The following is a 13181-nucleotide window of genomic DNA, read 5'->3' on the forward strand; positions in this document are numbered from 1 at the left end:
GGAGAAAATAATGGGGTTGAAGCATAAAGGGTTCGTGCTGTTGTTAAATGCTTTGGTTGGTGGTGGATATGTTGCAGCCATTCTCCTGCTTATTCAATGGGTTTCCACTGTCGATTTAGGGTTAAGTGCTTTCTTGATTCCATTTGGTCTTTTAGCCTTGATTGTCATCGGCTGGACGTTCGTTGACCGTCGAAAATATGTTGAACATGTTCCGCGCCATAGTTAGATTAGAATCCTCTTGAATTCCTCAAGAGGATTTTTTGGCTTCAAGAAAAAATATATTTATTTCTTTTTGTTTTTTTCCACGCAAAAATGGTTAACGTAGTAAGAGGAATGAACAGTACTTTTGTGTGATGAGGAGGAATGGGTATGCTAATGCATCCGAATGAGTCAGGGAATTCGCCTCAATTTCGGCAAGGAGTCGAGCAAGACCTTGGTGCGGGGCCATTTACAGAGTATTTTCAGCGGACAGGTCCGCTTGTTGATATCTATGAAACGATGGAAGAAATTGTTGTTTCCTGTGAAGTGCCTGGACTGCAAAAAAAGGACGATATCCATATTCATGTAGCAGGAAAGCATCTTACGATTAATGGTATCATTCAACGGGCATCAGAAGATACGCAAGATAACCGTTACCATCGAACCGAACGCTACTTTGGCAACTTCTATCGCATGGTCGACCTTCCGCATAAGGTAGCTGAAGAAAGTGCCAAAGCAACGTATCGCAACGGGGTGCTAGAAATCCGCATGACGAAAACAACAGCGGATAACGGAAAAAAGGTGGATGTAGAATTTAATCACTAAGGGAAGAGTAAGACCGTACCCAATTGCACAATCTATATAAAGGATTGTAAAAGGGGTGAGGAAAGTATGTTTATGAGAAGTCGCTCAAGACAAGCCCGTCACGAAGGGTTTAAGCAAGGGATGTGGACCACTTTACTCCTTGCATCCCCATTTATTGTAGCGGGTGCCAAGTGGATGATGGAAAACGCAGATCCTATGGTTGATCGGGTCAAGAATCTTAAAAAGACGGACTTGTACACACAGTTTTTTGATGAGGAAGCGCATGAAGAGAAAACTATGAACCGGAAGCTTTCTACCATTCGCTCGGGTGAAGGGAATTTTGGCAATCACGATGTAGAGGTTGCCAAGGAAAATGATGAAGCCTTGTTTCAGATGTTTAAAGAGATAGCGAAAAAAGAATTAAGCAAAAAGTAAGGAGCATGCAAACGCGCATGCTCCTTTTTTCCGCTTTTATTGTTCCTTAGGCGTGATATACGTTCCGTTATGAAATGAAAGAAGCAACGTTTTCCCTATAGGAACAAAGAAAAAATCACTCCATTCCTGAGCGTATTCTTGCGCGGTTTTTTGTGCCAGCTCCTTGCAACTCGGACAGGGGAGTTCAAGCATTACCGCGGCTTGGGGACTGAGCTTTTTTAAGAGACTTTGGTCGTTTTCTGGGCTACTGGGCCGATCAGGTACAGTTAGGATATGAGCTCGCAGCATGGGGTGGCGTTCCACGAGTCTAGCCTCTGCTTCCTCATCAATATCATTGGCAAGCAAGATCCGTAAGTCCTCGTAGCGCAACAATCCGACTAAAGAGTTGTTCGCTTGCGATGTGAATAAGGGACGCTCCGGAGCAAGGATTTCCAGCTCTATTTTTTTATTTTCTGAGAGTACCAGGTGATCCCCTGTCCTTAGGGTTAGGAGTAAGGGAATATGATCGAGTCGAAACAGATCTTTCGTCAAGGCCGGGACATAAACCTTCGCAGAAGGGTATGTGGCTAGCAAGGCAGTCAAGCCGCTAATGTTTTCTGGGGCAGGGTTTGAAAGCAGGATCTCACTAATGCTCATAACACCATGCTCGTGTATGTAGGATAACAACTGTTCACTATCCTCTTTATGACCCGCATCAATTAAAATCGCACGGTCACTGATTTGAATCATGATGCTTTTCCCTTGGTTTAGATTAATAAAATGGAGAAGCATATCCTGTTCTTCCATTACGACGGTTTGATCGTACGATTTCGCAATGGGATGCGTACGGGCGTCCGTAATGAAATGAAGATATTGAAGTAATAAGTAGAGGGACAGAATCGTCATCAGGATGCCGAAAAGAATAGAATGAAAGAAAAAACGTAGCATGAATGACCTCCTGCGCAATCATTTTTCGGGGCTATGCTATAATGTCATGAACTCAAGGTTTCTCTCATATTGATTAAGCATCCATGAATTTGAAACGGAGGCGAGGGCCGAGATGTTTTACTTGCGTTGGTTATCTCTAGCTTTAGTGATGATCCTTTTATTCCCTTTTCAAGTCCTAGCAAGTGATAGCAGCTTGAACCTACATAGCGAGGCTGTCATTTTACTTGATGCCAAATCCGGACAAGTCCTCTATGAAAAAAATTCAAAGGTTAAGATGTATCCGGCAAGCATTACCAAGATTATTACAGGTATTATGGCGATAGAAAGCGGCCGTTTAGATGAAGAGGCAACCACTTCCAAAAGGGCAAGATGGGCAGAGGGTACTCGAATTTATTTGGCTCAGGATGAAAAAAAACCTCTCCACGACTTAGTGTATGGGCTTATGATGAATTCGGGAAATGATGCCGCCATCGTGATCGCAGAACATTTAGGCGGAACAGTTGAGAATTTTGCAGAGCAAATGAATGCATTCGTGAACGAGAAGATTGGAAATAATGAATCCAACTTTGTAAATCCGCACGGCTTATTTGCGGAGAATCATTATACTACAGCTTATGATATGGCTATGATTGCGCGATATGCCATGAAAAATCCCATGTTTCGGGAAATAGTCAGCACAAAAAGGCGCGTTTGGCATGGAGCCGAGTGGGAAAGTCACTTGGTGAACCATAACAAACTCCTGTGGAGATATGATGGAGCAACAGGAATTAAGAACGGTTATGTAACCCAATCGGGAAATACGCTTGTTTCCTCCGCCACGCGGGGTGGCATGGATCTGATTGTCGTCGCGTTAAAAGCACAAGGAAGTGAAAAAGTGTATGCCGATACCATCCAGCTATTTGATTATGCATTTGAACAATTTGATACAAGGAGATTGTTTAGCAAGGGAAAACGATGGGTGGCAGAGGATGGCAAGGCGTGGGAAGCGATAGAGGATGTTTTTCTTACGGTGAAGAAAGGAGATTCGATTAGTTATAAAGTTCAGGACAATGGAGATGTGTTGGCCGCTACAGGTGGTAAAAAACAGATGATTACCGGCAAGCTCGTGGGAATAGAGGACAAAATGGCGGAGAGTACTCTTTCTCTTGGCCCCAAAGAGGAGGCGCGTTCTGTCGAGGAATCATCGGAAAGATCATCGCAACTCTTCCTTCTTGGTATCACAGGCCTCCTATTCTTCATCCTCGCAGGAGCGTGGATGTGGTGGAGAAAAGCGTCGGATAAGAGCAAAAAAGCTTCCTAAGAAGCATTTTGGTCTTTTTCTTGAACTTCAAGGGGACAAGGGGTAAGATGGGTACGTATAAGAATACTCAGAGGATAACGGAGGGAAATTGATGTCTATGCCAACCGGTGCAAGCATGCATATTATTATTCGTATTCAACTGGAAAAAGCTCTTATTACTTTTGGCGACATTGCCAAAGCAATAGGGGATGCAGGCGGTGATATTGTCGGAATTGACGTCATTTCTTCTAGCAAAACCCATACGATACGCGATATAACTGTAAACGTTACCGATAACAAGCATAGTCAGCTCATCAGCGACGCGATCTCGAGTCTGGTGGGAGCAAACGTAATCAATGTGTCTGACCGAACCTTCTTGATGCACATCGGCGGAAAAATTGAGATGAAGTCAAAAATTCCGATTAAAAACCGTGATGACTTATCTCGTGTCTACACGCCGCATGTAGCAAGAGTATGTACAGCTATCCAAGAAGAGCCAAACAAAGCGTATTCCCTGACCATTAAGCGAAATATGGTTGCCGTAATTTCCGATGGGACAGCCGTCCTGGGCTTAGGGGATATTGGACCTGCTGCCGCTATGCCGGTCATGGAAGGGAAAGCTATGCTGTTTAAACAAATAGCCAATGTGGACGCCTTTCCTTTGTGCTTGGATACTAAAGATACGGAAGAAATCATTAGCATTATTAAAGCCATCGCACCTGCTTTTGGCGGCATTAATTTGGAGGATATTTCTTCTCCAAGATGCTTTGAAATTGAAGAGCGCTTAAAAAAGGAACTCGATATTCCAGTTTTCCATGATGATCAGCACGGTACAGCGGTTGTTATTTTGGCTGGATTAATTAATGCATTGAAAATTGTCGATAAGAAAATAGAAGATCTTAAAGTAATTGTAACGGGTATTGGAGCAGCAGGAATTGCGTGCACGAAAATTCTATTAGCAGCTGGTGTGAAAAATATTATTGGAGTCGACCGTTATGGGGCGATCAACCGGGATATTAGTTATGAAAATGCGCAATGGACCGCTTATGCTCATATGACGAATCCCTTTAATGTCTCCGGAAGTCTATCAGATGTGATTGAAGATGCGGATGTATTCATTGGTGTTTCCGGCCCTGGTATCCTAAAAGTAGAAGACCTGAAAAAAATGGCTCATGATCCGATTGTCTTTGCCATGGCGAATCCTGTCCCTGAAATTGAGCCGGACTTAGCTGACCCGTATGTACGTGTTATGGCAACAGGCCGTTCTGATTATCCAAACCAAATTAACAATGTTCTGTGCTTCCCGGGGATTTTCAGAGGGGCACTAGACTGCCGCGCTTATGAGATCAATGAAGCCATGAAGCTAGCTGCTGCTGAAGCCATTGCCTCAGTAGTGACAGACGAAGAATTAAGTGAAACCTATATTATTCCTAGCGTTTTTAATAATAAGGTCGTCGAAAGAGTAAGAGAAGCGGTGATTAAAGCTGCGACCCAAACGGGAGTAGCACGTAAGGATCCACGCGATCTCAAGTAAAGTATAGAATCGGACGATTAGGCAAAAACTATTGGAGCCTAATCAAAAAAAAGTTGGTGATAATCATGATTTTCCTTGAACCTCAGTTTCGAAATGAACATGGTGAAATTTTGAACGTCGTGAACACGCATGGTAAGGCGGTCGGCTATCTTTCCTACATGTATAAGGATCAAGGGGACTTGTATGTACTTGGTCAGCTTGAAGATGAAGGGGAAAAGCAGAATTTTCTCGATGTAACCACTCATTTTATTTCTGGGCTGAAGGAAGCGGTGGTAGGCAACGAGGAAGCGGAGCCTTATGTTTACATCCATCTTGGCGGCGAAGTTCTAAACCTCGGCAAAGAGAAATCAGATCAAAAAGCTGAGGAAGAAGAGGAAGAATAGGTTTTTGGTAATAATTATTGTTATACAATAAAGGTGCGATATGATAAAGTTTAAGTATCAATTAACTATACCTAGTTGGTTGAGAGTTATTGGCTTCTCCTTAGCGGAGAAGCCTTTTTTTGGGTTTTTCTAACATACATAATGTGCCGTTGTCAAGGTAATAATGATGGATAGTTCCAATTGAGGAGGCGAAGGTGTTGCAGCATCAAGATCAGCTCCGTATGGGAATTTCTTCTATTATTTACGACTTGAAACAGTGGGATTATCGAGTTGGGCACAGCGGGTTAAATTCATTAGACATCACTTTAGAACGTGATGGCGAAGAAATTGCAGATGTTTCCTTTTCTGATGAAGAAATGAGGATATTCAGGAAAAGAGAATTGTCTACTCTAGAAGAACAAGAACTGCAATTGTACCTTGATGATCTGCTATGGGAAGACGATTTTGAAAACTTTTCACATCTAGGCACTATGCAAGTGGAGTACCATAATGGTCATGAAGTGGCACGCATGTTAGAAGAAAAATATAAAGATGACTTATTATATATCCGCTACAACGAAGATATGGACTTTATGGGCTATCTAGAAGAGGCTTCGATTAAGCGTATCGACGGATCAGATACCTTGGTATGCTATTTTAACCCCATCGATGACGAATCAGAACTGATTCGGACCACCGTGTTGCTCAAATCTGATGTTAAGGCCGTGGCTACAGCCAATGCGGTCAAAGCAGAAGGTGGCGGAGACGTTCTAGAACTGTCCCGTCATGTAGAACACTTACATTAGTTAGGTAAGCCTTGAAGAGGAGTTAAATCTTCAAGGCTTTTTGTATGCCATTAGGCTAACACCCATCCTTCCTTCTCTGCATAAGCTAAAAGTACGTACAGGAGCTAACCTGTTTGCACTAAATATAGAGGAGTGTTTAGGATGGCTGGAAAAATAAGAAATTACTATGCAGGAGGCAATACAGCTCGGGGCTTCCGCCATTTTTATGATTCAAATCTTCAAGGTCTTGACCGTCTTTTCATTTTAAAAGGAGGACCAGGAACGGGGAAGTCTTCTTTAATGAAAAGCATTGGAAAAAAATTTTCTGATCAGGGCTATGATTTGGAATTATTGCATTGCTCATCAGACAATGATTCCATTGATGCATTGATCATTCCAGCCATAGGATTTGGCATCGTCGATGGTACAGCTCCACATGTGATTGAACCGAAGGCACCTGGAGCGATTGAACAGTACGTGAATCTGGGAGCCGCGTGGAATGCCAGCCAGCTGGCGAATCAAAAGAAAGAAATACTGAATCTTACCTCTCAGATTACTGATTCATTTAACACGGCTTACTCCACTTTCGGAGAGGCGTTACGAATACATGATGAATGGGAAAAAATATACATCGAAAATATGAACTTTAATCAAGCAAATCTGTTAACGAATGAATTAATTGAGCGTTTTTTTGGCGAAATTTCTCTACACAAAAAATCGGATATTCGACACCGTTATCTTGGTGCGGCGACGCCACAGGGAGCAGTCGATTTTATCCCGAACCTAACCGAAGATGTCGCCAAACGTTATTTTATTAAGGGACGCCCTGGCTCCGGAAAATCAACCATGTTAAAAAAACTTGCGGCTGCCGCTGAAGAGCGAGGGTTAGATGTAGAGATCTATCACTGTGGGTTTGATCCGAATAGCCTGGATATGGTGATTGTTAGGGAAATCGGCATCGCTATTTTTGATAGCACCGCCCCTCACGAATACTTCCCAGAGCGAGAAAATGATGAGATTGTAGATATGTACCAACGAGCCATCTCTCCGGGTACAGACGAGAAGTATGCTGCAGAAATTGAAGAGATCTCCAACCGCTACAGCGGTAAAATGAAGGAGGCCATTAGCTATCTTGCAAAGGCAAAAGCCCTGCACGATGAGCTAGAACAAATTTATGTGGCCGCAATGAATTTTGACATCGTAGATGAAATTAAGGCCGAAATCGAAGAGGAAATCGACAAGTTAGCACAAATTGCGGCTTCGACAGAAACAGAGTAAAAGAGCAGAAGGAAGAGGTAGAACCCTTTTCCTTCCTTTTTTGTGTAGAAAAGGAACGGGGTAATTGAAAGAATTTTAAGATAAATTGTTAGAAGGAGTCGAAATAAAACGAACGATTTATGTTGGAATTTTAATCCTAATTATTTACAATTATAGACAAGGAAGAAGATAACGAAGAAGTTTGCAGCATGCTGACGAAATAACTGACGGGTTTATGGCAAAAACATGACAAAGGGTGTTGAAATCATGGAGAATCAAGTATTTTTAATAGGCAAAAGAATCAGAGGACACCACTATATCGTCACTAAAGGCTTGCTGTCTACGGAACAACTAGATGGTATGAACCGAAAAGGATGGATCCTGTCTCGTGTCAAGCAGGAACATGCCAATTACCAATACGACTTCGTCAAAAATGGAAGACAAGCCCCCCAAATCGTAGGATTTTAATAAGCTCCTGTTCACGAAGATAGGAGCCTTATTTTTTTACAAATAGAAAAGGGTGTCCCCCGGGAAGCGATCGCTTTTATTCGGAGGGCACCCTTTTGTTACGATTAAGGTTCAGAAATGACGGTCGGTACCACGACCCAGGTGGCTTTCCCAGGTGTACCCTTTTCACTTCTGGTTTGCTCTAATAGCTTAACGATAACATTCAACCGTTTGGAAGGCTGGTTAACAGGTAAATTGCTAAAAGTGATAACCTTTGATTCATTGGGCTTAATTTCAAATTTTTGTACGTAATTTTGGATCTTAGGAATCTCTGATCGGCTCTCAGGATGATCTTCCATCATAATGGCCGAGAGGTTGTCCATGATGACGCGATCGGTTCCATTGTAAAGAGTAACGCTTAAGCTAAAGGGCCCCCAGATTCTTCCTTGTGCATCCATCTTCTCAGATGTCAATTTGACATCTTGAATCACAACAGGGAATTTCACTTCGCTTGAAGCCGCGTCTTGTTTTGTGTTTTCTGCAAGTTTACCTAGTAGATCCGCTTGGCTAGTTAATTGGGTTTCCATGGTGCTCATTCGTTGTGACATGTCAGCCAACTGATCATCTCTCTGCTTCTGGGCGGTCTCTAGGTCCTTAACCTTATTTTGTAATCGAATAAATTCAGTGTCCATTACTTTTTCTTGAGCACAGCCTGTTATCAAAAGCTGCATGGCAAGAAAGGCAGTAACTAATAGGCCTTTTTTAAGCATATGCTCCCCCTTGAAAAATCTTAAACATACTTTCGTTTATAACAAATAGAGTATATCACCGGTCCATGTATGTGGCAATCAAAGTGAAGTGAAATGGTTCCAATCCACGATTAACAACAGGGCATCATTAGCATGGACTTCAAATAATTCCCCAAAATATTCCTGTACCATATTGTCTCGTTGTCGGCGGTGAAGGGTCTTTTCCTTACCGTATTTTCCGTAGGGCTTCCCGAACAGGCGAAACTGGACTTGCTTAGCATCCCTAAGAAAGATGGAGGGGCGCTGATCCTCGGGGAAGGACTTCAGCATATGACTTACCTTTTTTTTATACTTATAGCTATTTTCGATCAGAATAATATCGGGGCAAAAAAATTCAAGTTTATTCTGAAGGAGATTAAATCGTTCCCGTTCTGTTGTTCCAGTTATGACTCCTGCTTCGAGCACCTTAGCTTCGCAAGCCACGGCATACCCGATGTGCTCGCCAGGGTCAATCGAGAATATGAGGTGTTGATCTGACAAAGGCCGTACTCCTCTCGTTGTAGACATTATTATTTATACTATAACACGAAATTTCTTTGCTTTTACAACTCCATGGACTAAAATAAGGGGTAATGTGAAAAACTGCCTGGTGGAGGAAAATCATGAAAGACTACATCTTGTTGCAACTTATGAGAATCATGCCCACACATGCTCTATCAAGACTAATGGGCCGCCTAGCTCAACACCCTGCAAGTAAGGGCTTGATACCTGGATTCTCTCGGGTTTTCAACATTCCTTTGGAAGAAGCTGAAAAAGTCGTGACGGAATATCGTTCATTAAATGATTTCTTCACGCGTAAACTAAAACCAGAGCTTCGTCCTATTGCGGCTTCCCCACAGGCCATCGTCAGTCCTGCAGACGGAAAAGTGGCTGCGATTGGAGAGATTACAGAGGGACAATTGATTCAAGCCAAAGGGGTTACTTATTCCGTGTGGAATTTACTGGGGCTGTTAGAAGAAGAGGCCTCAACGTTTAAGGGAGGACGATTCATTACCATATACCTGAGTCCGCGAGACTACCACCGCATTCATTCTCCTGTGGAAGGAGACATTACCAGCTATAGTTATCTTCCAGGGACCTTGTTTCCTGTGAATGCCTTCGGAGTCCGTGCGGTAAAAGGTCTTTTTGCGATGAATGAGCGCCTGGTTACCTTCATTCAGTCACCTGCAGGGAAAGTAGGGGTAGTGAAGGTAGGTGCAACGGTAGTAGGAAGTGTGAAAGTGGGTTATAGTAAAGAAGCAGCGACAAATGTAAAGGCAGGTACGATTTTGCATCGGCAACTGCCTACAGAAGTCCATGTGGAACGCGGTGGAGAACTAGGATACTTTGAATTTGGTTCGACGGTTGTCCTTGTTTTTGAACAAGGAAAAATAGAATGGCTTGATCATCTTCGCGAGGGAATGGTAGTGAAAATGGGCGAGCAAATCGGCGAGTGGAAAGGATAAGATTGCTTTTTCCAATTTTTTTATCGGTGTGACTCTTTATTTCATTCCATTTTTGATGTATATTTTATATTGTACATATTAGTTTAGGGGGAACATTTTTTGAGTACGATTGAAGTAGGTAACATTATCGAAGGTACAGTTGTTGGGGTTCAGTCATTTGGAGCCTTTGTTAGCCTTGGCGATAACAAGCAAGGTCTTGTTCACATTTCACAGATTTCTTCCTCTTACGTGCAAGATATCAACCAAGTTCTGAAAGTGGACGACAAGGTAAAGGTGAAAGTTACTGAAATCAAACCAGACGGAAAAATCTCCTTAACCATGCGAATCAACGAGGAGCCTAAGCCGAACAATCGTCCTCCGTTTAGAAAACGCGAAGACCGTGGTCCTGGTGGCCGTAATTTCCAACCACCTCAGAAGGATGACTTTGAAGGACTTATGAAAAAGTGGATGAAGTCCAGCGAAGACAAGATGAGCGACCTTGGCAAGCGTGAAAAAAGAAGATAAACCACTCCTTGAGTGGTTTTTTTCATTTTATAGGCGTTCTGTGGTTCTTTTCTGCCTCATATACTTAACTAACTTTTGTTGAAACGGAAGGCAGGTTAAGTAAAATGAGGTTTTTAAACAAGGTTAAAGGGACCTTAGACATGGCTACTCGCAAATCCCAGGACGCGATAGAAGTAAACAAGATGAACACACAACTCAAAAAATGGGAAGCAGACGCTGATAAGCTCTACGAATCGATAGGAGAAAAGGTGTTTCGAGATCCTGCGATCGAACAACCGGAAACGCGGAATCACATCAATGCCCAAGTTCATGCGCTCCAGCATCTTCACCGTCAGATGAATGACTTAAAAATAAAGATATTGCTGTTAAAGGATTTGATCGAATGCGACTCTTGTGGCAAGGTACACGCGGTTACCATTAAATTCTGTCCAGATTGCGGGAATAATATTGCTGATCTTGTTAAGAGAACGATGAAGAATATGGCAATTGAGGATCAAAAGGAGTAGTATGGTGGCCAATGGGTCGGAGGATGTTCCGGCCTATTGGCCCTTTTTGGCATGCGTTCGCTACAGGCTTTTTTTATTCCTTCTTGCAATATCAGTAAAAAACCAGTACATTTTAAAAGCAAAGGGGGAAGTCTAAGTTGAGTCAAATGAACGTGAAGCTGTACAGCGATGACGATATAAGAGTCCTCAAAGGTTTAACTGCAGTCCGGGTAAGGCCGGGTATGTATATCGGTTCTACCGGTATGAGAGGATTACACCATTTAGTTTGGGAGATTATTGATAATTCCAAGGATGAAGTGCTAGCGGGCTACTGCAACTCCATCCGTGTGACTATACATAAAGACAATAGCGTTACCGTTGAGGATAATGGCCGAGGAATTCCTACGGGAATGAACCGGGACGAAGGGATCCCAACGCCAACGGTTGTATTTACGGTGCTGCATGCTGGAGGAAAGTTCGGCGGCGGGGACGGCTATAAAAAGTCAGGAGGCTTGCATGGTGTAGGTGCAAGCGTGGTGAATGCCTTGTCAGAGTGGCTCGAGGTTCGAATTCACCGAGACGGCCAAATTTACCAACAGCGATTTGAATACATTGCAGAGTCCAGTGGCCAAGAAGCGAAGGTAGGGCACCCGGTTACGGATTTGGTCGTTACAGGAAAAACAAATAAAACAGGAACGACGGTCCGATTTAAGCCAGACAGCCGAGTTTTCAGTGAAACCCACTTTGATTTTGAAACGCTCAAAGAAAGGCTTAAGGATAACGCTTTCCTCCTCAAGGGGGTAACCATTCACCTTAAGGATGAACGAGTGGTTCCTGCCCGGGAAGAGTCCTTCCACTTTGAAGAAGGGATCAAAGCGTTCGTAGAGTATCTGAATGATGGGAAGACTACCCTCCACGATATTGTGTATTTTGAAGGGGAAAAGGAAGGCATCGAAGTCGAGCTTGCCTTTCAATACAATGACTCTTCAGCTGAAAATCTCCTGTCGTACGTCAATACGATTCCCACCATTGATGAAGGAACCCATGTATCTGGATTGCGTAATGCGATGACGAAGGCGTTAAATGACTATGCTCGCAAGCACAACTTCCTGAAGAAGAACGATAAGAATTTGTCTGGGAATGACTACCGCGAAGGATATATGGCGGTTCTTAGCATTCGGATTGACGATCCTCAGTTTGAGAGCCAGACGAAGGACAAGCTAGGAAGCGAAGAAGCAAGGTCGGCCGTAGAAGGTTTTGTGGGAGAGAAGATGGTGTACTTCTTGGAGGAGAATCCGGAAATCGCCAAGCTTGTCATTGACCGAGCCATTGAGTCCCGCCGAATCAAGGAAGAGATTAAAAAAGCGACCGAAGCGCTGAAAAATCCAGGCAAAAAGAAGAAAAAAGGGAGAAAAAGCATCAGCGATAAATTTACGCCCCCGGCCAAGCGGGACCCGGATCGCAATGAGCTGTTTATTGTAGAGGGTGACAGTGCGGGCGGTTCGGCAATTAACGGACGTGATCGGAACTTTCAAGCGGTATTAAGCCTAAGAGGAAAGCCGATTAACGTAGAGAAGAAAAAGATCTACGAAATTATTGGACCTAATGGGAATGAAGAGATCAACACGATTGTCGAAGTGATAGAAACAGGGATTGCCGATGAATTTGATCCCAATCGATGCGCCTTTGACAAAATTATCATCATGACCGATGCCGATTACGACGGCGCTCATATTCAAATTCTCTTAATGACTTTATTCTATCGCTATTTCCCTGAGCTGGTGAGACGCGGTAAGGTCTATATCGCTCAACCGCCGTTATATAAGGTGTATAAACAAGAGAAAAAGAAGCAGGAAATTGTCTACTGCTGGTCCGAAGAGGAACGCAGTCAGGCGATGAAGAAGCTGGGTAAGAGCGCGGAGATTCAACGCTATAAGGGATTGGGCGAAATGAATGCAGAACAGCTCTGGGATACGACGATGAACCCAGGAACACGCCGATTGATTAAGGTTGATATTGAAGACGCGGCGGAAGCGGAACGAATCGTGACCATTCTAATGGGGGATAAGGTACCTCCCCGCCGGGAATGGATTGAGCAGAACGTGAAGTTTGTTGTTGAGGAGGAATAG

16 protein-coding genes are annotated in these 13181 nt (G+C 43.3%); 13 read left to right on the forward strand and 3 right to left on the reverse strand.

What is annotated here, in order from left to right; genetic code table 11:
• Positions 1-10 precede the first annotated feature (10 nt).
• The 3 genes from EIZ58_RS03405 to EIZ58_RS03415 all read left to right on the forward strand — a co-directional run bounded on the left by EIZ58_RS03405 (position 11) and on the right by EIZ58_RS03415 (position 1218).
• Positions 11-226 carry a hypothetical protein gene (locus EIZ58_RS03405; RefSeq protein ID WP_134699110.1) on the forward strand — a complete coding sequence of 72 codons (216 nt, stop codon included), beginning with the start codon at positions 11-13 and terminating at the stop codon, positions 224-226.
• Positions 227-369: 143 nt separating this feature from the next.
• Positions 370-804: an Hsp20/alpha crystallin family protein gene (locus EIZ58_RS03410; protein ID WP_167577466.1), complete on the forward strand. Its 435-nt coding sequence runs from the start codon at positions 370-372 to the stop codon at positions 802-804.
• 72 nt (positions 805-876) lie between these two features.
• Entirely contained in the window at positions 877-1218 is a 342-nt protein-coding gene (locus EIZ58_RS03415; protein ID WP_167577467.1) for a hypothetical protein, read from the forward strand.
• A gap of 36 nt (positions 1219-1254) precedes the next feature.
• Here the strand turns inward: EIZ58_RS03415 and EIZ58_RS03420 are convergent, their stop codons facing one another.
• The gene (locus tag EIZ58_RS03420) at positions 1255-2145 is read right to left on the reverse strand and encodes a ComEC/Rec2 family competence protein (protein ID WP_134699113.1); all 891 of its coding nucleotides are present in this window, start codon (positions 2143-2145) and stop codon (positions 1255-1257) included.
• A 112-nt stretch (positions 2146-2257) separates the two neighbouring features.
• On the opposite strand from EIZ58_RS03420, the gene EIZ58_RS03425 reads away from it, so the two are divergent.
• The 6 genes from EIZ58_RS03425 to EIZ58_RS03450 all read left to right on the forward strand — a co-directional run bounded on the left by EIZ58_RS03425 (position 2258) and on the right by EIZ58_RS03450 (position 7830).
• Positions 2258-3445, forward strand: coding sequence for a D-alanyl-D-alanine carboxypeptidase family protein (locus tag EIZ58_RS03425; protein WP_134699114.1), 1188 nt, complete (start codon positions 2258-2260; stop codon positions 3443-3445).
• A gap of 91 nt (positions 3446-3536) precedes the next feature.
• On the forward strand, positions 3537-4958 hold the full coding sequence (locus EIZ58_RS03430) for an NAD-dependent malic enzyme (RefSeq protein WP_134699115.1): 1422 nt from the start codon (positions 3537-3539) through the stop codon (positions 4956-4958).
• 65 nt (positions 4959-5023) lie between these two features.
• Positions 5024-5341 carry a hypothetical protein gene (locus tag EIZ58_RS03435; protein ID WP_134699116.1) on the forward strand — a complete coding sequence of 106 codons (318 nt, stop codon included), beginning with the start codon at positions 5024-5026 and terminating at the stop codon, positions 5339-5341.
• Between the two features lie 197 nt (positions 5342-5538).
• The gene (locus EIZ58_RS03440; RefSeq protein ID WP_134699117.1) at positions 5539-6126 is read left to right on the forward strand and encodes a hypothetical protein; all 588 of its coding nucleotides are present in this window, start codon (positions 5539-5541) and stop codon (positions 6124-6126) included.
• Positions 6127-6267: 141 nt separating this feature from the next.
• Positions 6268-7383, forward strand: coding sequence for a PRK06851 family protein (locus EIZ58_RS03445; RefSeq protein ID WP_134699118.1), 1116 nt, complete (start codon positions 6268-6270; stop codon positions 7381-7383).
• A 246-nt stretch (positions 7384-7629) separates the two neighbouring features.
• On the forward strand, positions 7630-7830 hold the full coding sequence (locus EIZ58_RS03450) for a hypothetical protein (RefSeq protein ID WP_134699119.1): 201 nt from the start codon (positions 7630-7632) through the stop codon (positions 7828-7830).
• Between the two features lie 104 nt (positions 7831-7934).
• Here EIZ58_RS03450 and EIZ58_RS03455 read toward each other — a convergent pair whose 3' ends face one another.
• On the reverse strand, positions 7935-8579 hold the full coding sequence (locus EIZ58_RS03455; protein ID WP_134699120.1) for a hypothetical protein: 645 nt from the start codon (positions 8577-8579) through the stop codon (positions 7935-7937).
• 78 nt (positions 8580-8657) lie between these two features.
• Positions 8658-9098: a hypothetical protein gene (locus EIZ58_RS03460; protein WP_134699121.1), complete on the reverse strand. Its 441-nt coding sequence runs from the start codon at positions 9096-9098 to the stop codon at positions 8658-8660.
• 122 nt (positions 9099-9220) lie between these two features.
• Here EIZ58_RS03460 and asd point away from each other — a divergent pair, with 122 nt between their 5' ends.
• From asd to EIZ58_RS03480, 4 genes are all read left to right on the forward strand, one after another.
• The gene (asd, locus tag EIZ58_RS03465) at positions 9221-10063 is read left to right on the forward strand and encodes an archaetidylserine decarboxylase (protein ID WP_134699122.1); all 843 of its coding nucleotides are present in this window, start codon (positions 9221-9223) and stop codon (positions 10061-10063) included.
• A 99-nt stretch (positions 10064-10162) separates the two neighbouring features.
• A complete protein-coding gene (locus EIZ58_RS03470) occupies positions 10163-10567 on the forward strand; it encodes a S1 RNA-binding domain-containing protein (RefSeq protein WP_134699123.1) in 405 nt (134 codons plus the stop codon).
• A 140-nt stretch (positions 10568-10707) separates the two neighbouring features.
• Positions 10708-11073: a hypothetical protein gene (locus EIZ58_RS03475; protein WP_134699124.1), complete on the forward strand. Its 366-nt coding sequence runs from the start codon at positions 10708-10710 to the stop codon at positions 11071-11073.
• Positions 11074-11219: 146 nt separating this feature from the next.
• Positions 11220-13181, forward strand: coding sequence for a DNA gyrase/topoisomerase IV subunit B (locus EIZ58_RS03480; RefSeq protein WP_134699616.1), 1962 nt, complete (start codon positions 11220-11222; stop codon positions 13179-13181).

Source organism: Ammoniphilus sp. YIM 78166 (genome assembly GCF_004522215.1).
Taxonomy (GTDB): Bacteria; Bacillota; Bacilli; order Aneurinibacillales; family RAOX-1; genus YIM-78166.